The 21193-nt window shown below is 46.0% G+C and carries 21 protein-coding genes and 1 pseudogene; 13 read left to right on the top strand and 9 right to left on the bottom strand.

What is annotated here, in order from left to right; genetic code table 11:
* Positions 1-470: 470 nt before the first annotated feature.
* From QUB70_RS26260 to QUB70_RS26250, 3 genes are all read right to left on the bottom strand, one after another.
* Positions 471-1226: a 4'-phosphopantetheinyl transferase family protein gene (locus QUB70_RS26260; RefSeq protein ID WP_332984416.1), complete on the bottom strand. Its 756-nt coding sequence runs from the start codon at positions 1224-1226 to the stop codon at positions 471-473.
* 182 nt (positions 1227-1408) lie between these two features.
* The gene (locus QUB70_RS26255; protein ID WP_332984415.1) at positions 1409-2722 is read right to left on the bottom strand and encodes a dihydroorotase; all 1314 of its coding nucleotides are present in this window, start codon (positions 2720-2722) and stop codon (positions 1409-1411) included.
* A gap of 340 nt (positions 2723-3062) precedes the next feature.
* The gene (locus QUB70_RS26250) at positions 3063-4424 is read right to left on the bottom strand and encodes a histidine phosphatase family protein (protein ID WP_332984414.1); all 1362 of its coding nucleotides are present in this window, start codon (positions 4422-4424) and stop codon (positions 3063-3065) included.
* Positions 4425-4639: 215 nt separating this feature from the next.
* On the opposite strand from QUB70_RS26250, the gene QUB70_RS26245 reads away from it, so the two are divergent.
* From QUB70_RS26245 to QUB70_RS26185, 13 genes are all read left to right on the top strand, one after another.
* Complete coding sequence (locus QUB70_RS26245; protein WP_332984413.1) at positions 4640-6232, top strand: CPBP family intramembrane glutamic endopeptidase; 1593 nt, start codon at positions 4640-4642, stop codon at positions 6230-6232.
* A 185-nt stretch (positions 6233-6417) separates the two neighbouring features.
* Entirely contained in the window at positions 6418-6630 is a 213-nt protein-coding gene (locus tag QUB70_RS26240) for a hypothetical protein (RefSeq protein ID WP_332984412.1), read from the top strand.
* A gap of 81 nt (positions 6631-6711) precedes the next feature.
* Entirely contained in the window at positions 6712-7059 is a 348-nt protein-coding gene (locus QUB70_RS26235) for an NINE protein (RefSeq protein WP_332984411.1), read from the top strand.
* A gap of 158 nt (positions 7060-7217) precedes the next feature.
* The gene (locus QUB70_RS26230; RefSeq protein ID WP_332984410.1) at positions 7218-7922 is read left to right on the top strand and encodes a helix-hairpin-helix domain-containing protein; all 705 of its coding nucleotides are present in this window, start codon (positions 7218-7220) and stop codon (positions 7920-7922) included.
* Between the two features lie 346 nt (positions 7923-8268).
* A complete protein-coding gene (locus QUB70_RS26225) occupies positions 8269-9537 on the top strand; it encodes an RNA-guided endonuclease InsQ/TnpB family protein (RefSeq protein WP_332984419.1) in 1269 nt (422 codons plus the stop codon).
* A complete protein-coding gene (locus QUB70_RS26220; RefSeq protein WP_332984409.1) occupies positions 9538-9726 on the top strand; it encodes a hypothetical protein in 189 nt (62 codons plus the stop codon).
* A complete protein-coding gene (acnB, locus tag QUB70_RS26215; protein ID WP_332984408.1) occupies positions 9660-12275 on the top strand; it encodes a bifunctional aconitate hydratase 2/2-methylisocitrate dehydratase in 2616 nt (871 codons plus the stop codon). Before QUB70_RS26220 ends, acnB begins: the two co-directional genes overlap by 67 nt.
* A 50-nt stretch (positions 12276-12325) precedes the next feature.
* Positions 12326-12556: a hypothetical protein gene (locus tag QUB70_RS26210; protein WP_332984407.1), complete on the top strand. Its 231-nt coding sequence runs from the start codon at positions 12326-12328 to the stop codon at positions 12554-12556.
* A complete protein-coding gene (locus QUB70_RS26205; RefSeq protein WP_332984406.1) occupies positions 12538-12996 on the top strand; it encodes a hypothetical protein in 459 nt (152 codons plus the stop codon). Before QUB70_RS26210 ends, QUB70_RS26205 begins: the two co-directional genes overlap by 19 nt.
* A 3-nt stretch (positions 12997-12999) precedes the next feature.
* A complete protein-coding gene (locus tag QUB70_RS26200) occupies positions 13000-13458 on the top strand; it encodes a nucleic acid-binding protein (protein ID WP_332984404.1) in 459 nt (152 codons plus the stop codon).
* 81 nt (positions 13459-13539) lie between these two features.
* The gene (locus QUB70_RS26195) at positions 13540-13965 is read left to right on the top strand and encodes a hypothetical protein (protein ID WP_332984403.1); all 426 of its coding nucleotides are present in this window, start codon (positions 13540-13542) and stop codon (positions 13963-13965) included.
* A gap of 13 nt (positions 13966-13978) precedes the next feature.
* Positions 13979-14431 carry a type II toxin-antitoxin system VapC family toxin gene (locus tag QUB70_RS26190; protein ID WP_332984402.1) on the top strand — a complete coding sequence of 151 codons (453 nt, stop codon included), beginning with the start codon at positions 13979-13981 and terminating at the stop codon, positions 14429-14431.
* A gap of 148 nt (positions 14432-14579) precedes the next feature.
* Entirely contained in the window at positions 14580-14960 is a 381-nt protein-coding gene (locus QUB70_RS26185; RefSeq protein ID WP_442927832.1) for a cupin domain-containing protein, read from the top strand.
* A 330-nt stretch (positions 14961-15290) separates the two neighbouring features.
* On the opposite strand, the gene QUB70_RS26180 is transcribed toward QUB70_RS26185, so the two are convergent.
* The 6 genes and pseudogenes from QUB70_RS26180 to QUB70_RS32795 all read right to left on the bottom strand — a co-directional run.
* Positions 15291-15950, bottom strand: coding sequence for a pentapeptide repeat-containing protein (locus QUB70_RS26180; RefSeq protein ID WP_332984401.1), 660 nt, complete (start codon positions 15948-15950; stop codon positions 15291-15293).
* Positions 15951-16113: 163 nt separating this feature from the next.
* Positions 16114-17763 carry an ABC transporter substrate-binding protein gene (locus tag QUB70_RS26175; RefSeq protein ID WP_332984417.1) on the bottom strand — a complete coding sequence of 550 codons (1650 nt, stop codon included), beginning with the start codon at positions 17761-17763 and terminating at the stop codon, positions 16114-16116.
* Between the two features lie 330 nt (positions 17764-18093).
* Complete coding sequence (locus QUB70_RS26170; RefSeq protein ID WP_332984400.1) at positions 18094-19569, bottom strand: adenylate/guanylate cyclase domain-containing protein; 1476 nt, start codon at positions 19567-19569, stop codon at positions 18094-18096.
* A 70-nt stretch (positions 19570-19639) separates the two neighbouring features.
* Positions 19640-19984: a slr1659 superfamily regulator gene (locus QUB70_RS26165; protein WP_332984399.1), complete on the bottom strand. Its 345-nt coding sequence runs from the start codon at positions 19982-19984 to the stop codon at positions 19640-19642.
* Between the two features lie 47 nt (positions 19985-20031).
* Positions 20032-20610, bottom strand: a complete 579-nt coding sequence (locus QUB70_RS26160) for a DUF6272 family protein (protein WP_332984398.1) — start codon at positions 20608-20610, stop codon at positions 20032-20034.
* A gap of 77 nt (positions 20611-20687) precedes the next feature.
* Positions 20688-21117: pseudogene (locus QUB70_RS32795) on the bottom strand (PP2C family protein-serine/threonine phosphatase); the annotation flags it as partial.
* Positions 21118-21193: the final 76 nt, after the last annotated feature.

Here is a 21193-nt window from a genome sequence, read left to right as displayed (position 1 = left end):
CTTTAGCCCTCTTTCTATATACGTCTCAAGAGGGCTAAAGCCCAACTACGTACCTATTTCTAGGATGACAATTAATCAACCCTGCCTAGCCCCCCTTAATAAGGGGGGGACAAGATTCTTCTCTTTCGTCCCCCTTAAGAAGGGGGATTTAGGGGGATCGAGATATGTGCAACTTCACATTAAATTGGTATAACATTCACTCAAAATCCGGTTTTTTTTGTCTCTAAGTGAGAAACGCGCTCGATCGGAACTATCTTGATTTTAGTAACAATAAATACACTGATTCACCGGGTTTATGAGCGTCGAGTGTCCGGCGTCCTAAAGAAGAGAACAGTCTCATAGGATTTTAGACTTGAAATTTTATATCTGAGATTTTGTATGGAATTTGATCTGGCATACAGTTGCATTTTTTTAGTCATTTCTGTTGAGTTGAAGCCAAGGTGATTTTGGCAAATGATACGAACCATAACTCAAAACTCCCCTGTCCACTCCCAACAATGAAGTTTCCAGCAATCTCCTGCAACCGCAACAGCGGCCACCATATCTGAACTGGGAATTAATTCTATTAAAGACCATCTCGATGCTTCTTCGGGGTTTTCTTGAACATTTAACAGCGCTGCTGGTTCTCCTGGTGCGAGGGTGACATCAAACTGATTCAGGGGAATAGAAAGTCCTTTGCCGACTGCCTTGATATAGGCTTCTTTGCGAGTCCAGCAGGTGAAAAAAGCTGTGGGTCGGAGATGCTCTGGGAGCGAACGCAGCACAGAGCTTTCTAATGCTGAAAAAAACTTTTCAGCAATCTCCAGATAAGGAAAGTTGGGATTTATGCCTTCAATATCGACACCAATATCTCGATTTTTGGTAATAGCAATTAGAGCCATTCCCCCAGAGTGAGACAAATTGAAACGCAGGGTATTTCCACCTTGGGCGGCGATGAGAGAGGGTTTGCCGTAGGGATTGTAGTCAAAGCGCAAAATGTGAGAATTTATGTTAAGATAGCGACTCAGAATGGCTCTCAGGGCGCCACGACTTATAATAAATTGCGATCGACCTTTGGGAAAGTAAAAACCGTCGGCTTTTGTCCGCTCGTCTGTAGAGAGAGTCTGTTGTAAACTCTGCAAGCAAGATTCTGTTTGAGCCAGAGAGACGCGCCAAACATGAATTTCGCCCTGATCCAATGTCAGGTTTTGCGGTGGAGAATTCCACGAATCAAAAGCAGCAATCATGTATTTATCTTCTTTTCTGAGTCACCTCGTGCAGCAGTCCCAGAAACAGGCAAGATGCCTGTTCTACTTTTTGAAACAGGCAAGATGCCTGTTCTACTTTTTGAAACAGGCAAGATGCCTGTGCTACTTTTTGAAACAGGCAAGATGCCTGTTCTACAACAGATGAATTTAAATTGCAACGGTCAATAAATCCAAGTTTGCACAACTTTTCCCGCTAATTGCTGTCCCAACCAAGGCGTATTTGCCGATCGCGACTTCAGACTTTGCCCATCAACAGTCCAACTCATTTCCGGGTCGAACAAAATCAGCTCAGCAGAGACTCCCGGTGCAACCGTGGCGGGGGTTTGTCCGAGACAAACGGCGGGGCCGGAGCTCAACACTCGCCACAGTTCTAAAGCCGAAAATTCGCCTGTTTCTACCAGTCCGTGCCACAGTAAAGGCAAAGCTAATTCCAAGCCGATCGCCCCGGGCGGACTATCAGCAAAAGCCACAGTTTTCTCCTCATAAGTATGCGGGTTGTGGTCGATCGCGATCGCATCAATTACGCCATCTTTCACAGCTTGAATCAGCGCTAATTGGTCGCTGAGATTGCCCAACGGCGGTTCTAGGTGTAAATTCGGATCGTAGCCAAACGAAGCAGTCAGAGCATTTTTCCCGCCGGAATCTTTAGAGTTACCTGAAATGGCCCCGACATTCAACAGCAAGTGCATCCAAGTCACACTTGCAGTCACCGGCAAACCCCGCGCCTTCGCATCCCGAATCAATTCCACGCTGCGGGCACAAGAAACGCGCATGATGTGTACCGGAGTGCCGGCAGATGCCACCAACTCAAGGATTGCCGCCAAAGCCGAAGTTTCCGCACTCGCCGGAATTCCCGGTAAACCCAAGCGCACCGACACCGCACCCTCCCGCGCCGCGCCATTTCCTGCCAAAGTTCGATCGCACGGCCACAAAGCCACAGACTTGCCCAAAGGCTGGATATATTCAAGCAAACGCCTCACCAGAGCCGGATTAGACAGCGGCAAACCGTCCGCAAACCCAACTATCGCAGGGGAGGCCAGCTCCCCCAACTCAGCCATCTGCTGCCCTTTAACGCCCGCTGTCAGAGCGCCCCAAAAATACAAACGCGGCAGCCCGATCGACAAATTGCGGATATGTTGCTGCAACAAAGCTAAACCGGCCAAATTGTCAACAGGCGGCGAGGTATCCGGCAAAATCGCCACTCGCGTAAAACCGCCAGCCGCAGCAGCCTGCATCAAAGATTCCAGGGTTTCTCGATCCTCAAAACCGGGTTCGCCGCTGTGACTGTAGATATCAGTTAACCCCGGCCCCAAAATCAGTCCCCGGCAATCCCGCACTTCCGTGTCAGCGGGAAACTCAGCAATTTTTTCCTCAACTGCTTTGATATTACCTTCAGCAATCAGAATATCAGCGATGCGATCGCTCCCTGAAACTGGATCTAGCACTCGTACATTTTGTAGCAGTTCGCGGCTCATATAGCAGAAGAAAGTTCGGCAACGGATTTTGTAACGGATGTAACGGATGTAACGGATAGAAGGAAGAAGGAATAAGCAATCGACCGTATTAGTTTCAGGAGTTAAGAACTTCCTAAGCGTCGGACGGGGTTGTTATCAAAATTTAAACATTAGACCTCTTGCAAAAATAGCTGGAACGGGCAAGATGCCCGTTCCACAAAAATCTTTTTTCTTGTGGGATGGGCTTTGAGCAGCGTCCCAAAATTTGATTAAAAGGACTTTTGCAAGAGGTCTATTTTTCAGGCGGGCGAAGCGTAGCGGTGTTCCTTCCGCTACGGGTTCGCGCTCAGCAATTTACTAATTAGAGTGCTCCGGCGGCTGTTTGGTCGAAAACGCCGCCGCTCAAATGAGTTGTGACATTCATCGCTTGCAATACCGGCAAACCATCGGGGCCGTGGGGATAATCAATCACGCTAACGGCCCCATTTCCTTGTTTGAACTTCCAGAAATGCTCCGGTTCCAAACCGAATAGATGGCAGAGAATAGCTTTGTTAATGGCGTCGTGAGCCACCACAATTCCAGTACCAGAAACAGATTGTACAATTTCTCGCCAAGCTGCGATCGCTCTCTGCCAAACTTGCTGCAAATTCTCTCCTTCGGGCATTTGCACATTTTCAGGAGATGTTTTCCATTCATCGAGCAAACCCGGATAGGATTGTTCTATTTCTGATTCAAACTTTCCTTCCCAAAGTCCGTGGCTGATTTCCCTCAACTCGTCGCGGAGTTGCAGTTGCAAATCGCTGTGATATTTGAGAATAATTTCCGCAGTTTCTTTCGGGCGCAGCATCGAACTGCTGATGGCAAAATCTAATTTTACATCTTTGAGAAATTCTGCCGCCCGCCGGGATTGTTCGCGGCCGTTGTCGTTGAGAGGTACGTCTATTTGACCTTGAAATTTACCTGCTTTATTCCAGTCTGTTTCGCCGTGACGCACCAGCAACAAGCGCGGCCCCCGGTGTCCGTCCCTCGGTTTTGGGAAAATTTCTCCGGTATGGGAAGTTAAATTCAGCGATTCTAATTGAACTGGAACTTTCTTTTTTGGCTCTCCTGGCTCGTCGGTGGTAATCGGGGAATATCCAAAATTAAGGACGCTAATTCCGCAATTTGACTGTTGGATTGATTGATAGTAATCCGGGGTAATTTCCGACGCGGTGGCGATGAGCGCGCGGTTGATTCCGTTGTGACCTACTACTAGAATTGTGCCGTCTTGGTGGCGCGATAAAAGTTCTTGCCAAAAATGACGGGCGTTAGCAAAAATTGCCAATACCGGAAAGTGTTCGACTTCTCCTTCTGCTGAAGGTAGTTTCATGGAAAATTTGTCTGGCTGTTTTTGCCACTGCTGATATGCTTCGGGGAATTGGTCGATCGCATCTTGGCGCAGCATTCCTTCCCACAGAGGCAAATCGATTTCCATCAAATTATCAGTTGGCTGGAGTTGTGGCGGATTTGTCAAGCGCGACAGGATGATTTCGGCTGTTTCTTTGGCTCGTTGCAGGGGACTTGTGTACGCGGCATCAAAGGCGATACTGCTGAGTGTCTCGCCTACTTGCAGGGCGGCGCTGCGGCCTGCTTCTGTCAAAATCGATTTATCGAGGCGGCCTTGGATGCGGCGCTCTTGATTGTAGGTGCTTTTGCCGTGACGGACTAAGATAATGCGAGTCATTCGATTTTAGATTTTAGATTTTAGATTTTAGATTTAGCCTGTTACCGCGCTGCGGGTGCGCGGTGCGCACCTTACCCAGTCTTCGGGTGCGAGGCGAGTCAAAAAGATTAGCCAGTGAAATTTTACCAGTTGTGGGGATACTCTCGGCTGCAACGACCTATGATTAGAGACGGAAAAGACTTAGCCACGAATTCGCGCGGGACGGAAAAGCAAGCATGACACTGAAGCGGGTAATTTTAGGTATTTTAACGGCGATCGCGATCGCCCTGGTCGGTTTATCTTTACTTGCTAGTTGGAACCAGCCGCAAATTCAAAGCCGGCTGGAACTCTACCAGACAAATTTGCTGCTTCATGCCTCGGAGTGGCAAGGAGAAAATAATCAGAGTGATAATTTAAGTTCGGCGCGCAACAATATTGTCGGTGCAGATCCTTTAAATACAGCTTTGACGCAGTATCAAGAAGCGCGAGACTCGACTCAAAAAACTCTCGATACAAATCAAGCACAATTTAAAGCAATTCAGTCGCCCGTCGCCTCCAAGTCTGAAGATGGTAATCTGAAACTAGATCGAGAAAAGGCTTTGTCAGAGTCGGCAAATCAACAGTCAGTGCTGCTAAACGAACTTGACTTGCGCTTAGGAATTTTGCAGGCAAGCAGCGGCAAAACTGAGGCTGCGATCCAAACTTGGAAAAATTTAGTTGAGCGCTACAAATCTAAAATTGATGACGATTCTTCGGCAGTTACTGCTCGAGTTTTAACGGGAATTTGGAGCAATCCGGCTCAACTGCTGCCGGATGCCGAGCCGCGCATTCAAAAGTCTTTGGACGGCTGGTTTCGCTATCGCGCTCTCGCTCAACTTTACAAGCTGCAAGAACGTTCTAAAGAGCTGGTGGCGCTGCAAGCAGCAGAGCAAGCAACGGCCCAGCAAGCTGTGGAAAAGTTGGCACTTATTGTTGGCGTTCCGGCGATATCACTTTGTATTGGCACGGTTTTGCTGGTTGGTTTGACCGTGCAGTGGCTGTTGCAGCGAAAGCAGTTAGATGCAGCAGGTTCGGGGCCGCTGTTGGCGCGAAATGCGAGCTTGACTTGGGATGTGCCTTGGGATGGCGAGATTGTTTGGCAGGTGCTTGTGGTCGGCTTTTTCTTTGTCGGGCAAATCTTGATTCCCTATTTGTTGCTGCCTGTTTCTCTGGCTGTTTTGAAACTCAATCCTGCTACTTTTGACCCGCGCGAAAAGGCTTTTTATATCTTTGCTACTTATTTGTTGCTGTCGGCTGGGGGGCTTTCGGTACTGTATTTTTCGGTCAAGTCGTTTTTGCCTTTGCCGCAAGGTTGGTTTCGGATTAATTGGCGGGGAAATTGGTTTTTGTGGGGGTTTGGCGGCTATTTTGTTGCTTTGCCTTTGGTAGTTTTGGTGTCGCTGATCAATCAGCAATTGTGGCAGGGACAAGGTGGCAGCAATCCGATTTTGCCGATCGTCCTCGAAGGTAGGGACAACGTGGCTTTGGCGGTGTTTTTCGGCACTGCTGCGATCGCCGCTCCGGTTTTTGAGGAAATCGTGTTTCGGGGCTTTCTACTGCCTTCTCTGACTCGCTATTTGCCTGTTTCGGGGGCGATCGCTGCTTCTGCTTTCTTGTTTGCTGTCGCTCACTTGAGTGTCTCTGAGATTCTGCCTTTGGCGACTTTGGGTGCGGTTTTGGGATTTGTGTACACGCGATCGCGCAATCTCCTCGCTCCCATGCTTCTCCACAGTCTTTGGAACAGCGGTACTCTCCTGAGTCTGTTTCTTTTGGGCGGCGGCGCGAGTTAATTCGGGCGGTTGTTAATAATTGTGAATTAACCTTGCTTTTTTCACGATTTTGATAATTAGCGAGTTCGGCAGGTGCGCCCAGCGCACCCGATCTTAAATTTATTCGCAAATCTTGAAGTCACACGGAAAAACTTGTCTTAAGATAGAAGTAATATCTTGTCCGGTTTTTGTGGATGGTCGCACTAATGAGCAATTTGAACAGCCGCAAGTTAGAGGGAACGCCGAGTTGGATGCGTTTCGCACCCTACGCAGCCTTGGGCATTTTAATATTTTCTCTGAATTCAGGCAGCGAACTCAATTATTTCTTGAGAGGCTACTTGGTGGTTCTACAGGCTCAAGCCGGTATAGTTCTGCTGTATTTTGCGATGTCTAAGTTTCGCAAAAACCCAAATAAATGAGTAAAAATCAGTAAGATTACTTAGCTCGATCGTTAAAGGTCGATCGCGGAAGTTCAAATAAAAAAACTGGGGAAAGTAAAAATGGTAAAAGATAAAACCGTAGCAGTTGTATTAGCTTTCTTTGTAGGAGGTTTCGGAGTTCACAAGTTTTATTTGGGCAACAACTTAGCAGGGGTATTATACTTGCTATTTTCTTGGACATTAATTCCGTCACTGATCGCATTTTTCGATTTTATCGGCCTGCTGCTGATGTCGGAACAAGCTTTTCAGGTACAGTACAATGGCGGAATGTTGCCGTCTGGCTATGCCCTCAGAGAGGCAAAAGATGTAACCGGGGCGATCGCAGAATTGAAAGGACTTTACGATATGGGCGCAATTACTGCCGAAGAATATGAAGAAAAACGCCAAAAACTCCTGCGAGAATTGTAATTAAGAAGGAAGAAGGAAGAAGGAAGAAGGAAGAAGGAAGAAGGAAGAAGGAAGAAGGAAGAAGGAAGAAGGAAGAAGGAAGAAAAAAGCCCACTATTAAAAAAGTGGGAGTGAAATAAGAAAGTGTGAGAGCACAACTATTTAAGGATAAAATTAAAGTGTCTCAAGATTTATACTGGCTGCGTCAAACTCCCAACTGGGTGTGGTATGCTTTTATTCCCTACTTCGGCGGATTGGCGATCGCCTATGCAGGCCAAAAGTCAAATATTCGCAGTTGGATGGGATGGGGTGTTGGCATTACTTTAGCAGCACTAGCACTATCTTCTTCTGCTAATTTTGGCACGCTTGTTTGGATCGCTCAAATTGTCACTGCTTTTAGTTTGAAAAAGCGCTATCTCATCAAAACCGCACCCAGAGGTTTACTGGTTCCTGCAACTGCGACAAATGCCGAAGAACTAGCAAATGTGCGCGGCAAAATAGATATTAACGAGTGTACCAAAGACGATATGGTCAGAATCTTGGGTTTGCCGATCGTCTACGCCAACGATATTGAATCTTTGCAAAACGAAGGCTACATTTTTACCTACGCCGAAGAGTTGTCAGAAATAGCCGGAGTTCCCGAAAGTCACGTCAGACGTATCGCCCCGATGATTTGCTTCAGCTACAATTATCTAAAAGAATCGCAGTTTACTTGGAAACGGTTAAACATTCTTTCGCCGGAAGAGTTGATCGAAAGCGGTTTAGATCGGGTTGTTGCCGAAAAAATAGTTATAGAAAGGCAGAGAAAAGGCGCATACAAATCAGTCGTTGATGTCAAGCGGCGGACGGGACTGCCTTTTGATTCATACCGCCATATTTGTTAATTGGGAGTTGTTAAGTAAGAAAGAGAGCAAAAAAACAATAATATGCGAGGAGGGCTTTGTAGGGGCGGGTTTTACAAACAATAATTGCCTAAAACCAATAGTCTCGCAAACCCGCCCCCCTTTGTAGAGGCGGGTTTTACAAACAATAATTGCCTAAAACCAATAGTCTCGCAAACCCGCCCCCGCCCAACTAAAAAATATTATGGCAACAAAACTAGAAGTTGACCGACAGAAATTGTATTGTAAAACTTCATTGAGTTTATAAGTAATTATAAACAATAATGGTATCATATCGCTATGAGTGTTGAACAAGGAATACGCACAACTCAAAGAACGGAAGTCTCAAATGCAGCTAACAGAGAGGCACATCATTAAATCAACGGAACACCGTTTCGCCCAAATAGACGAACTAGCTTTCTTGTCCAAAAACCTTTACAATGCCGCCAATTACGTCATTCGTCAGAGCTTTATTTATGGATGGGGTTATGTTAGTTACAATGAAATGAACCGCTTGATGAAGTCTCATGAAGCGTACAAGGCTTTGCCTGCCAAAGTAAGTCAGCAAATCTTGATAATCTTAGACAAGAATTGGAAATCGTTTTTTGAAGCCGTTAAAGCTTACAAAGCTGACCCTTCAAAATTCACGAGTCGCCCAAAATTGCCAAAGTACAAAGATAAAACTAAAGGGCGAAACCTTCTCGCCTACACGATTCAAGAAATTAGCAGCAAATTCCTAAAAAAAGGAATTATTAAACTTTCGGGTACAGATTTTTTAATTAAAACCAAGGTGAATCCCGATCGCATTTGCCAAGTTAGATTGGTTCCCAAATGCGATTCCTATGTAATTGAGGTAATTTACGATGAACCGGAGTCCACCATCAGCAATGCCAACTCTGTAGCTAGTATTGATTTAGGACTGGACAATTTAGTAGCGCTAACTTCAAATCAACCGGGATTTATCCCTTTGTTGATTAACGGGCGACCATTAAAATCGATTAACCAGTTCTACAATAAACGCAAATCCCGATTGCAATCCCAGTTAAAAGGAAATCGTCAAACCTCGCCCAGAATTCAGCGATTAACTCGCTGTCGCAATCAGAAAGTTGATAATTACTTGCATCATGCTAGTCGTGCGATCGTTGACCATTTGGTAGTGAACAAAATTGGAACGCTAGTCATTGGCAAAAATGCACAGTGGAAAACCGATATCAATCTAGGAAAACAAACAAACCAAAATTTCGTCAGCATTCCTCACTCTCGATTAATTGAGATGTTAGAATACAAAGCTCGGCTGGTAGGAATCACGGTAATTGTACAGGAGGAATCCTACACATCCAGAGCAAATTTTGTGGGATTAGACCCAATTCCTGTTTATGGAAAAACAGAAAAAGAGCCTGTATTCACTGGAAAACGGATCTCACGAGGATTGTATAAAACATCGACTGGTCGGTTAATTAATTCCGATGTGAATGCTTCGTACAACATTCTTAGAAAAGCAATCCCAAATGCTTTCAGCGATGGGATAGGGAGCTGCGTAGTTCAGCCGAGGCGGGTTAATCCGCTCAAAGTAAAACAGAAAGGGGAGGGACTTAACGCCTCCCATGTCATGCAATAAATGACTATACTTTTACTAGCTATAGCGAGGTACTTTACCCAATGTGCAGCGGAATCTCCCAACCTCAAAAGTAAAGTCACCGGCTTGCCAACCACCGAATACTATCCGAGGAGACAGGAGAAATGCTTGAATCTTACCGCCGTACCGCAGCCGAACGAGCCGCTTTGGGAATTCCACCGCTGCCGCTAGACGCCCACCAAACCTCCGAACTTTGCGAACTGCTGAAAAATCCGCCACCAGGGGAAGAGGAAGCCTTAATAGAATTACTGCGCGATCGCGTCCCGCCCGGAGTAGACAGCGCTGCCTACGTTAAAGCTGGTTTTTTAACAGGCATTGCTAAAGGCGAAATCCACAGCCCCCTAATTGCTCCCAAGTGGGCAGTTTACCTGCTGGGGACAATGATGGGCGGTTACAACGTCCACTCTTTGATCGATTTGCTCAATCCTAATGCCGAAACGGCCATTGGCGCCACCGCAGCCCGGGCCTTGAGCAAAACGCTGTTAGTATTTGACGCTTTCCACGACATTCTGACTTTATCCGATACCAATCCCTACGCCAAGCAGGTAGTCGATTCTTGGGCGGATGCCGAGTGGTTCACCAGTCGCCCTGTGTTGCCAGAAGCGATTACCGTTACAGTCTTCAAAGTTCCTGGAGAAACCAATACTGACGACTTGTCGCCAGCACCTCATGCTACCACGCGGCCGGACATTCCCCTGCACGCTTTGGTAATGCTGGAAAGTAAAATGCCCGGAGCTCTGCAAACCATTGCAGAATTGAAGCAAAAAGGCCATCCCGTAGCCTACGTCGGCGATGTTGTCGGTACCGGTTCCTCGCGGAAATCGGCGATTAATTCCGTGCTGTGGCATATTGGCAATGATATTCCGTTTGTGCCGAACAAGCGCAGCGGCGGTTATATTCTGGGAAGTGCGATCGCCCCGATTTTCTTCAATACGGCTGAAGATTCCGGCGCTTTGCCGATCGAATGCGATGTCTCCAAAATGGAAACAGGAATGGTAATTACCATCCATCCCTACAAAGGCGAAATCACCAACGAAGCCGGAGAAATCATCTCCACCTTCACCCTCAAACCCGACACAATTCTAGACGAAGTTCGCGCAGGCGGCCGAATTCCGCTATTAATTGGACGCACTTTAACCGACAAAACCCGCGCAGCTTTAGGACTAGAACCCAGCACTATTTTTACCCGCCCTACAATCCCAGTAGATACCGGCAAAGGCTTCACTTTGGCACAAAAAATGGTAGGCAAAGCTTGCGGTTTGTCCGGCGTTCGTCCCGGTACATCTTGCGAACCAGCCATGACAACAGTCGGCTCGCAAGATACCACCGGGCCGATGACGCGGGACGAATTAAAAGAACTTGCTTGTTTGGGATTTAGCGCCGATTTGGTAATTCAAAGTTTCTGCCACACCGCCGCTTATCCGAAACCAGTGGATGTCAAAACTCACCATGAATTGCCCGATTTCATGTCTCAGCGGGCAGGTATAGCTTTGCGGCCGGGAGATGGCATTATTCACTCTTGGCTGAACCGAATGTTATTGCCGGATACAGTAGGAACCGGCGGCGATTCTCACACACGTTTTCCTTTAGGAATTTCGTTTCCTGCTGGTTCTGGATTGGTAGCATTTGCTGCTGCTTTGGGCGTCATGCCTTTGGATATGCCGGAATCAGTTTTAGTCAGATTTAAGGGCGAATTGCAGCCCGGAGTAACGCTCAGGGATGTTGTGAATGCAATTCCCTATGTAGCAATTCAAAAAGGTTTGCTGACAGTCTCGAAACAGAATAAGAAAAATGTCTTTTCGGGGCGGATTATGGAGATTGAAGGTTTGCCCGATTTGAAGGTCGAGCAGGCTTTTGAATTGACCGATGCGTCGGCCGAGCGTTCTTGCGCCGGATGCACGATTAAATTGAGCGTGGAGACTGTTTCCGAGTACATTCGTTCCAATGTCGCGCTGCTGAAAAATATGGTAGCGCGGGGCTACGAAGATGCGCGGACGATGATGCGCCGGGTGGCGAAGATGGAGGAATGGCTGGCAAATCCGGTGTTGATGGAGGCGGATGCTGATGCGGAATACGTTGAAATCATCGAAATCGATCTGAACGATATTAAAGAGCCAATTGTGGCTGCTCCGAATGACCCGGATAATGTTAAGTTGTTGAGTGAGGTTGCGGGCGATCGGGTTGACGAAGTATTTGTCGGTTCTTGCATGACAAATATCGGTCACTACCGCGCCACTGCGAAGGTGTTGGAAGGTGCAGGGGAAGTGAAAACTCGCCTGTGGATTTGTCCGCCAACTCGGATGGACGAACAGCAACTGAAAGAAGAAGGTTATTACAGCATTTTTGGAGCCGCTGGAGCGCGTACAGAAATGCCCGGTTGCAGTCTTTGTATGGGCAATCAAGCGCGGGTTAAAGATGCGACGACGGTGTTTTCAACTTCTACTCGCAACTTTAACAACCGCATGGGCAAAGATGCACAGGTTTATCTCGGTTCGGCGGAATTGGCGGCTGTTTGTTCGCTGTTAGGTCGCATTCCTACAGTCCAAGAATACAATGACATTGTGTCGAAGAGAATCGATCCTTTTGCGGGTGATTTGTATCGGTATTTGAATTTCGATCAAATTGCGGGTTTTGAGGATGAAGGGCGAGTGATTGCTTTGGAAGATATGCCTCGAATTGAGGATATTTTGGGAATTCCCGATGGTGTGTTGAGCAAGTAATATCGTCGAAGCTTACTGAGAGGGTTATTTTGAACCGCAGATAAACGCAAATGTACGCAGATAGAATTAATTTATCTGCGTACATCTGTGTTCATCCGCTGACATCTGCGGTTCAAGAAATTCCCATGATTTGGATTAATCATTCCCGGTCTTTTGTTTACAATATATGTAGAGGCGAGTTCGATCGCCAATCTCTAATTCCCATCCAGGATATCGATCGACCCGCTGATTTAAATAAATCCGACAAAGGAGAAAAAAACTTATGTCTGAACAAGCTTTAATCAGTGAAAGTCCAGCGACAGCAACTTCAACGCCAGAACCTCGCATTGGCAATGAAATGGTAGAGTTTCTCAGTGTAATTCAACAAACTCCGAGAGAATATTGGCCGAATTTGCTTAAAATGATGAGGTTATTTCTGGAAACCGTGACAGTTAAGCCCGGATTATCGGAACCCGCCCAGACACCCGAAAACGTAGATTTTACTAAACTGTCAAAGGAGGAAAGGATCAAAAGAAATCAACCTGCGATCGAATTATTGCGATCGTGGCGAGAGGAAGGAGATGATGATGATGAACAACCAGAAACTATCGATCCATTACAGCAGCACGAAGCTCTGAGCAAGCTGCTACAGTCTTGGGTAGATGATGGAGATGAACAGGAACAAACAGAAACCGCTGAAGTTCTCCGCAAGGCACTAGAAGAAAACCCGGTGCATATATAGTCCATGAGCAGAATAGTATTGTTAGATTCTGGGCCTTTAGGAATTGTTACAAATCCCAAAGCCGCCTCTCCTTTATATCAAGAGGGTAAACTCTGGCTGCAATCTTTGCCACTAAAAGGTTACATTGTAATGCTTCCTGAAATTGCTGACTATGAGGTAAGGCGCGAATTAATTCGTGCAGGTAAGGCGACAGGGATTAGACGACTTGATGAACTTAAATCGCAAATCCCCTACCGTCCTTTGACTACGGAGGTAATGCTTCTAGCTGCTCAGTTGTGGGCGGATGCACGAAAGAGAGGAAAGCCAACAGCAGAACCCAATGCACTTGACGGGGATGTGATTCTGGCGGCTCAAGCAATATTGGAAGCAAAGGGCGGGAATGAGGTGGTGATTGCTACAACAAATGTGGGGCATTTATCTCAGTTTGTGGATGCTCGCGAATGGCGATCCATCCAGCAGTAAAATTCAAGTTTTAACGAGTAACAAATTTCAACATAGACTATTTTGGTAAACTAAAGAGTAAGTGACAGCAAGGAGATAATTATGCCTGAACAAGTAAAAGAAAGCGAACTCCCGCCAGCTAGCTCTGTTTTATCGGAAGCATCCCCAGCTATTTCTGTAGCGGGGAAAGAAACCGAATCTCCTCCAGCTAGCTCTGTTTCAGGGCCCAAAGCGTCTATGGAATGGCTCGTTTTGGAGATTGATAAAATTCCTCAAGCATACTGGCCGAATTTACTAGAGATTATTCGCCTGTTTCGCGAAAGCGTGATGATTAAAGCCGAACCAGTAGATGCTTGGGAAAAAGTTAAGCACGATCTGAAAAACCCCGATCCAGTTGTGGATGCAGCAAGGCAGAAAGCTTTGAGCGAAATGCTGCGCTCGTGGGATGAAGAAGGAGATGAACAGGAGCAAAAAGAAACCTGGGAAATTCTCAGTAAGGCTTTAGATGAAGGTGGTGTTTCTATTTAACTGAATCATTATTATGAGCAGATTTGTAATTTTAGATTCAGGCCCTCTGGGAATGATAACAAATCCCAGAGCTACACCCCTTTGCCGGGAGTGCAGATTTTGGCTGAACTCTTTACCGTCACGGGGCTACAAAGCTGTGCTCCCTGAACTTGCTGATTATGAAGTTCGACGCGAGTTAATTCGTGCTGGTAAGGTGACAGGTATCCGACAGCTTGATTTACTCAAAACAGGGATTGAATACCTTCCTATTTCCACAGAAGTAATGCTTTTAGCGGCTCAGTTGTGGGCGGATGCGCGACTGAGGGGAAGGCCAACGGCAGATCCCAATTCACTTGACGGCGATGTGATTCTGGCGGCTCAAGCAATATTATTAGCAAATCAAGGAAATGAGGTGGTGATTGCTACAACCAATGTGGGGCATTTGTCTCAGTTTGTGGATGCTCGCGAATGGCGATTAATTTCATAAAGCTGGATTCTAGGATAAAATTCAGAAACGATCTCGTTAGCGAAGCTTGCAGAAGCCGATCGCACTTACGCACTTACGCACTTACCCTATCCCTGCTATACTTTCAACTACAGATATTTTTACAGACACCGTTAGCGAGATAAACAGGATGGTGGAAACAGTGGACACAATCGAAAAAATTGACGATCGCACACAAACCCGGTTTTGGGGTCAAGTGACAGTCATAGACGCGGGCGATCGTTACAAGATCAATCGCATTGAAGTCAAACCGGGGCATCACATCAGCACCCAAATGCACTATCACCGCAGCGAGCACTGGGTTGTCGTCTCCGGTACCGCTAAAGTTATCTGCGACGACAAAGAGACGATTCTCATGCAGAAACAGTCAACCTACGTTCCCATGAATACTCCTCACCGCGTGGAAAATCCAGGCGTTATTCCCCTAGTGATGATTGAAATCCAAAATGGTGAATACCTTGGCGATGATGACATTATCCGCTTCGCCCAAGATGCTCGCGAGGAAGATTGATCCGACATCATAATTATGAAGCAATCGCAGATGCCGGGAAAAGCTTCGCACACCGAACAATGACCGAAAGCATCCAGGATACAAGCCCCCGGATTCATCCGTGGAGAAATAAAAAACCTGTATCCGATAAAGGCGCCCCCGAATTTATCCGTGGGGTCAATGCTTCAATTCTTTAATCTAAAATCTAAAATCTAAAATCGATTGACCCACGCAGCGACCGGAAACCAGATAAATCCTACAATTAAAAATGTAGGGGCAATTCTCAAATTGCCCCTACATTATATTAAGCTGGTTAATCACCGGAATTTGATATAGCAAGTGGCGATCGTCCTACGGCAAAGAAGCGTTTTTCAAATCTACATTTGCCATATTGGCATTCTTTAAATTAGCACCTGTCAAGTCCGAACCGTTCAAATTTGCACCGTTCAAATTTGCATTGGTCAAATTTGCATCCCGCAAGTTGACTCCCTGTACGTCTATTCCCGACAAACTGCCACCTCTGAGGCTGACATTTGCTAAATTCGCTACAGACTGGCGAGCATTTCTCAGGTTCGCACCCGCCAAATCTGCACTTTCTAAATTAGCGCCGATTAAATTAGCGCTGGTGAGGTTGGTATTTTTCAAACTGGCAATTACTAAACCCGCCAGACTCAGGTTAGCGCGGCTCAAATCAGCACCCTCCAAATTAGCCCCGTGCATTTTAGCCCCAATTAAACTCGCACCTTGCAATTTAGCTTGTTTGAGATTTGCTTGGTTCAGTTTGGCTTCGTTGAGGTTAGCGCCGTTCAAATTTGCACCGCTCAAGTCTGCTCCGCTCAAGTCTGCTCCGCTGAGATTCATACCAGCAAGTTGCGCTCCTGTCAAGTCACATTGGCTACATTTTTTAGTTTCTAATAGTTGCTTGACTTGTGATACGTTTTCTGCTTTGACTCCAGAGGCAAAACCGATCGCAATTAGCAGCCCTGTTGTTGTTAAAATTCCAAATTTCATATACCACCCTCAACAATATCTCTCTCCTTTTAATAATATCCCACATCTTTTGAGAGAGTAGGGTGATCGGTCTCTTCGATAAACTGTGACAATCATCACCCTATTTTGCACAAAATATGCAATAATTATGAATGTTTCAAATCCAGCCAATTCTTGTAAAGAATTATTGCTTTTTCAGGAACCAAAAGGGAAAGGATTGCGTCGGTTCCAGACGGACACCCGTCACGTTTTTTTGAGCAAAGGTATAGTCTTTATCCTGCCAAAGGGGGATGAAAGGTACATCTCGACCTAGTATATCTTGAATCTCAGCAAAAAGGGCTTTGCGGGTTTGCGGGTTTGGTTCTTTGCGCTGTTTGTCGATCAGTTGATTTACCCGATCGCTATAATAAAACGAACCCTGACCTTGACTAGCACCCTTTTCACAGCCCCCAGCCGCCGAACCTGTGGCACAATCCAAAAACGGCTGAATATAATTGTCGGCGTCGAAAAAGTCGGCATACCAATCAACTAAAACCGCAGGATAAATCCCCTTCTCTATGTTTTGAAACAAAGTCGGAGATTCAACGCTGTTAATTTCTACCTGCATTATCCCGTCCATTTTGAGTTTAGCTTGCGCCTCGATCGTACTCGCCACTAAAGCTCGTTTTGTGGAAGCTGAAGGATACCAAATTTGCAGGACAAAAGGATTTGCGGCCGAGTATCCCGCTTTCGTTAAAAGTTCCTTAGCCTTTGCAGTGTTAGCATCGCCGTACAGTTCTTTAAAAACCGGTTTTTGAACGTCGAAGGTTGTGGGAATCAGACTGTAAAGCGGTTGTGCTTGTCCCCGCAGTACGCGATCGTTAATCAGGGGCCTATCCATCGCTGCGGCGATCGCCTGTCTCACTTCTAACTTATCCAGCGGTTTAGATTTGGTATTCAGCGTCATGTAACTAACCGTACTGCTTTCCCCCGCGATTTCCTGCCATTTCCCTTGTTTTGCTCCCTCGTCCAAGCTGCGAACTTGGTCTGCATCCAGAGACAAATAAGCCACATCGACTCCACCAGTCCGAAAACTATTGAACAAATTTGACGAACTAGAAAGCAGCAAAAGGTCAATTCCTTGATTAGCGGGTTTTTCTCCCCAATACTTTTCAAACACGTCAAACTTGAGAGAATCGCTGCCGTACTTCGCCAACTTGTAGCGTCCAGTTCCTACAAACGTATCGGGTTTAAATTTACCCTCCCCAATCTCGTAAGCTTTCGGAGAAACTGCACAAATACCGGCAAATGTCAACAGGGAAGGAAAAGCAGCAAAAGGCTTTTTGAGTTGAAAAGTTAATTCGTATTCGCCCGTAGCTTTCACCGATTCTACTGCATCGCTCAACAAGAAAGACGGACGGCCGCCATTTTTGATAAACCGCTGCAAGGAAAACTCCATTGCTGCGGCGTTAAACGGTGTCTCGTCGTGAAAAATAACGCCTTGACGCAAGGGGATTGTATATGTCAATCCGTCTTGGCTAACTTTTGGCATTGCTGTCGCTAAGTGGGGAATTAACTCAGTAGTTCCCGACTTGTAAGTGTAGAGAGTATCGCCCAAATTTTGCAGCAGTTGCCCTGATATAATTTCGTAAGCGTCCGCAGGGTCGATCGTCCGCAATTTCAAGGTTGTGCCAATAGTCACGCGGTTATTAGCATTTTCGCCGGTCGAATTAGGCGAGCGATTGGTTCTCTGTCCGCAGCTTGCAGTTAACAAGCAGCACAGACAGAACAGAGCTATCGCTTTAATCACTGAAGGTTTTATAAATATTCTAGGCTGCTGCTTGTTGATTCCCATCGTCTTTTTTTGACACTCCAAATTACTCATTATATTATCACAAAACTCCGCAGAGTTTCAGGGTTTATTCATGGGCGGGCTAGAAACTTGGTTTTTCGCAAAGCTTCTAGGTTTATTAACGAGCAATATAGTCAGAAACCGGATTGATTTCTGAGGCTGCGAGTGCGATCGCCTCCCCTGGCGTTTTGAGTTCCTAGTCTGAAACTCTTGGTTTTCCCATATCCTTTGCCTCGGCAAGGGTTGCCCTGATATCGATCGCCTTGGAACCGTCATTCTACAGTTGGCAATCAAAAACTGTCTGATGTGTTGACTAATGACTAATGACTTGCTTTAAATTCCTTTGAGGAGCGATCGCCAATCCCGACAGCGTTTCAGGTAAATGCGAGCTACCGGATCGCTCGGATTTGTCCGCAAACACTCTTCAAACAATTTTCCCGCTTCCCGGAACTCCTTGCGATCGCACAGTAACATAGCTTCAGTATATACAGGCAAATTCGCTAGCTTGGCAGACAGAATTTCCGCAGGATCGGCATCAAATACTTCATAGACTACGACATATTGAGATTTGCCTTTTACCTGTACTTTATCCACAATCCGAATAGCATAATCAGCCGGATTTCGCAACCGTTCCAAAGTCTGGTGAGAAATTAACAGAGGTACGCCGTAATCTTTGGTCAATCCTTCAATGCGAGATGCCAAATTAACAGCATCGCTAATCACAGTGCTGTCCATTCGGCTTTTGCCGCCGACTGTCCCCAGCATCAAAGAACCCGAATTGATACCAATGCCAATTTGAATCGGGATGTAGCCGACACTTTGACGGTGTTTGTTGTAATCAGTCAGGACATTTAGCATCGCAATACCCGCTTTCACTGCATCATCTGCATAGTCGCTAAACAGAGCCATAATTGCATCGCCGATGTATTTGTCAATAAAGCCGTTATTGCTAGTAATTGCAGGCTCCATCCGCGAAAGGTAAGCATTGATAAAATTAAAATTTTGTTGCGGCGTCATCGTTTCCGAAAGCGTCGTGAAGTCGCGGATATCCGCAAACAGCACCGACATTTCCTCCTGCACTTGGTCGCCTAAATTGACATCAATAATACTTTCATATCCCAACAAATTTAGAAATTGATGAGGCACAAATCGCCCGTAGGCATCAGTTAATTCTGATTCGGCATCCAGAGATTTTTCCAAATTTTGATTGAGTTCAAATAGTTTATTAATAAAATTATGGCGCTCTGTTTCAGATTGTTTGCGTTCCGTAACATCTTGAAAAACTGCGATCGCAAAAGCAACTTTGCGCGTGTCGTCAAAAATTGGCGTTCCCCAAGTTTCCAGGGGAACTTTCTTGTCGGCTTGATGAATTTCCATATCATCAACCGTCGCGCTTTCGCCCCTCAAAGCTCGGACGATGGGCAATTTTTCGGAAGGGTAAATAGTATCAGTTCCCGCGATATAAATTTGATAAGTTTCTGAAAAATCATTAACGTTATTTAACGGCAAAACCCCTTGACCGAATAACTGCTGTCCCGCGTGATTGATGTAGTAAGGTCTGCCTTGAGAATCGAGCACGGCCACGCCAATCGGAATCGCTTCCAAAAATTGAGCTAGCTTGATTTCGCCTTCCCGCACCGCCTCCAATGCCCGATATCGCCACTCAGTTTCAACCGTATCGGAATGTTCAGCAGTAGTTTCCAGCAAGATTTCCAGATCCGCTTTTTCCTCCTTCAAGTCTTCCACTTGCTGGCGCAATCTTTCTATCTCTAAAAGTAGGTGTTCTCTAGATGGTTCTTCTTCCAGCATAACCCGAGAATTGGCGCCTCGACTAACAGAAAATTGCTCAACAGCCCGCACAATAAAAGTAATCGTGTGTCTATAATAATTCCAACTGCAATCCCGGCATCAGGCGCTGCAAATTCTTCAAATATTTACCTTGCCAAGCTATGCGTTGAGAGCCTTGTACCGCGATTTGCACCCCGGCTTTTTTGCGCACCTCGATAATAAACTTTGACAGCATATTGATGCCAGAACTGTTCAAAAACTCTAACTGCTGCAAATTGAGGGTAATTTTCGCCGGTTCGACATCTGCCACCTCGCCCAGCAACTGCACTATTGGCGCGTACTCCGCAGGCCCGCTAAGCCTTAGAGAGCCAACAAAGCTCGCGGTTGTCGTTGATGGATCGTAACAGATCCGGTAATCTTCTGTCTTAATTTCCATTGCCACACAAAAAAATCCCTTAGATATTTATCGATCGCCCACCAGGCCTATACTCTCAATTGCACCATAGTTGTCACCGCAATTACTTCCGGGTCTTTTTGCACGGTCTTGAACTTCCAGCCTATTTTGGCGGTATAATCGGTGAGCATGGTCAGCAAGCCCAATCCAGAATCAGTACAGTTGTTGTCAGCAGCATTTTTTTCCAACTGCTGAATGTACAGCTCGCTCGGCTCGGAGGTCAGCAACTGCTGAATGTAAGCCTGAAACTCACCCACAGCTTGCGGATGAATACTGTTAGCAACTGAGAAAATCACTTTGTCGCTATCTAATTGCAGTTTAATTTCGATCGGGTACTCCGAGGTTTCATCATTAAACTTCATCGCATTTTCTAATAACTCGTTAGCAATGTAGCTAACAGCACTTTTTATTTCAGCTTGTCTTTCAATTGTCGAGGGGTCGTCTTCGTTTCCAGGATAAAAAGTCGCCAAGTAGTCAGCCAGAAAATCCGCCGACAAACCGTTGTTCCGCCACCGCTGCTTCATGGGAATCGAACTCGGGGAAAACCCAAGTATTAAGTATTCTTGGCTAACTGACTGCTCGATGAAATCGCCGAAAATCTGAATCATATCGATGTGAGAGGTAAATTTTGAGATGAGGAAGATTACTGAATCTATTTTCAACTTGAGAATAGAGATGCAATTAGCTATTTTTGCTTGAGCACCAGCAATGTGATGTCATCAAAAACTTTTTGTTCGCCGATGTGCGATCGCACGTCCTTAATTACAGCGTGCCTGATTTCTCCGGTCGTTCGCTGCCAATTAATCTGTACTGCCTCAATTAACCGGTCTAAACCGTAAAGCATTTTATCCATATTTTTAGCTTCTGTAATCCCGTCAGTGTAAAGCACTACCACATCTCCTGAATGCAACTGCACAATTGTTTCAGCAAAATTCAGCAATATCTGCATCCAGCCCGATCGGCAAACCCAAATCGAGCGTATCAAACCGCTCTACAGAACCGTTAGACCGCACTACAATCATTTCTTCGTGCTGGCCGCTCAACTTCAGCATTCCCTGCTGATAGTCTAGCAAAGCAAGGCTGGCGTTTTTATCGCATTTCATCCGCTGCACGTTATGGCTCTCCTGACTTTATGGTGTATAATGTAACAAACAATACATTTGCTGTCATGGACTTTTATTTGGACTATAT

It is taken from the genome of Microcoleus sp. A003_D6 (genome assembly GCF_036702825.1).
Taxonomy (GTDB): Bacteria; Cyanobacteriota; Cyanobacteriia; order Cyanobacteriales; family Microcoleaceae; genus Microcoleus.
This window is presented reverse-complemented; position numbering and strand designations above follow the sequence as displayed.

What these genes read in the sequence shown, in the direction of transcription:
- QUB70_RS26220 (WP_332984409.1), top strand. Translation starts at nt 9,538, where the DNA reads ATGACTATACTTTTACTAGCTATAGCGAGGTACTTTACCCAATGTGCA.
- QUB70_RS26250 (WP_332984414.1), bottom strand. Translation starts at nt 4,424, where the DNA reads ATGACTCGCATTATCTTAGTCCGTCACGGCAAAAGCACCTACAATCAA.
- QUB70_RS26255 (WP_332984415.1), bottom strand. Translation starts at nt 2,722, where the DNA reads ATGAGCCGCGAACTGCTACAAAATGTACGAGTGCTAGATCCAGTTTCA.
- QUB70_RS26195 (WP_332984403.1), top strand. Translation starts at nt 13,540, where the DNA reads ATGCCTGAACAAGTAAAAGAAAGCGAACTCCCGCCAGCTAGCTCTGTT.
- QUB70_RS26200 (WP_332984404.1), top strand. Translation starts at nt 13,000, where the DNA reads ATGAGCAGAATAGTATTGTTAGATTCTGGGCCTTTAGGAATTGTTACA.
- QUB70_RS26210 (WP_332984407.1), top strand. Translation starts at nt 12,326, where the DNA reads ATGTACGCAGATAGAATTAATTTATCTGCGTACATCTGTGTTCATCCG.
- acnB (WP_332984408.1), top strand. Translation starts at nt 9,660, where the DNA reads ATGCTTGAATCTTACCGCCGTACCGCAGCCGAACGAGCCGCTTTGGGA.
- QUB70_RS26235 (WP_332984411.1), top strand. Translation starts at nt 6,712, where the DNA reads ATGGTAAAAGATAAAACCGTAGCAGTTGTATTAGCTTTCTTTGTAGGA.
- QUB70_RS26165 (WP_332984399.1), bottom strand. Translation starts at nt 19,984, where the DNA reads ATGGAAATTAAGACAGAAGATTACCGGATCTGTTACGATCCATCAACG.
- QUB70_RS26245 (WP_332984413.1), top strand. Translation starts at nt 4,640, where the DNA reads ATGACACTGAAGCGGGTAATTTTAGGTATTTTAACGGCGATCGCGATC.
- QUB70_RS26175 (WP_332984417.1), bottom strand. Translation starts at nt 17,763, where the DNA reads ATGGGAATCAACAAGCAGCAGCCTAGAATATTTATAAAACCTTCAGTG.
- QUB70_RS26225 (WP_332984419.1), top strand. Translation starts at nt 8,269, where the DNA reads ATGCAGCTAACAGAGAGGCACATCATTAAATCAACGGAACACCGTTTC.
- QUB70_RS26260 (WP_332984416.1), bottom strand. Translation starts at nt 1,226, where the DNA reads ATGATTGCTGCTTTTGATTCGTGGAATTCTCCACCGCAAAACCTGACA.
- QUB70_RS26240 (WP_332984412.1), top strand. Translation starts at nt 6,418, where the DNA reads ATGAGCAATTTGAACAGCCGCAAGTTAGAGGGAACGCCGAGTTGGATG.
- QUB70_RS26180 (WP_332984401.1), bottom strand. Translation starts at nt 15,950, where the DNA reads ATGAAATTTGGAATTTTAACAACAACAGGGCTGCTAATTGCGATCGGT.
- QUB70_RS26170 (WP_332984400.1), bottom strand. Translation starts at nt 19,569, where the DNA reads ATGCTGGAAGAAGAACCATCTAGAGAACACCTACTTTTAGAGATAGAA.
- QUB70_RS26190 (WP_332984402.1), top strand. Translation starts at nt 13,979, where the DNA reads ATGAGCAGATTTGTAATTTTAGATTCAGGCCCTCTGGGAATGATAACA.
- QUB70_RS26160 (WP_332984398.1), bottom strand. Translation starts at nt 20,610, where the DNA reads ATGATTCAGATTTTCGGCGATTTCATCGAGCAGTCAGTTAGCCAAGAA.
- QUB70_RS26185 (WP_442927832.1), top strand. Translation starts at nt 14,580, where the DNA reads ATGGTGGAAACAGTGGACACAATCGAAAAAATTGACGATCGCACACAA.
- QUB70_RS26205 (WP_332984406.1), top strand. Translation starts at nt 12,538, where the DNA reads ATGTCTGAACAAGCTTTAATCAGTGAAAGTCCAGCGACAGCAACTTCA.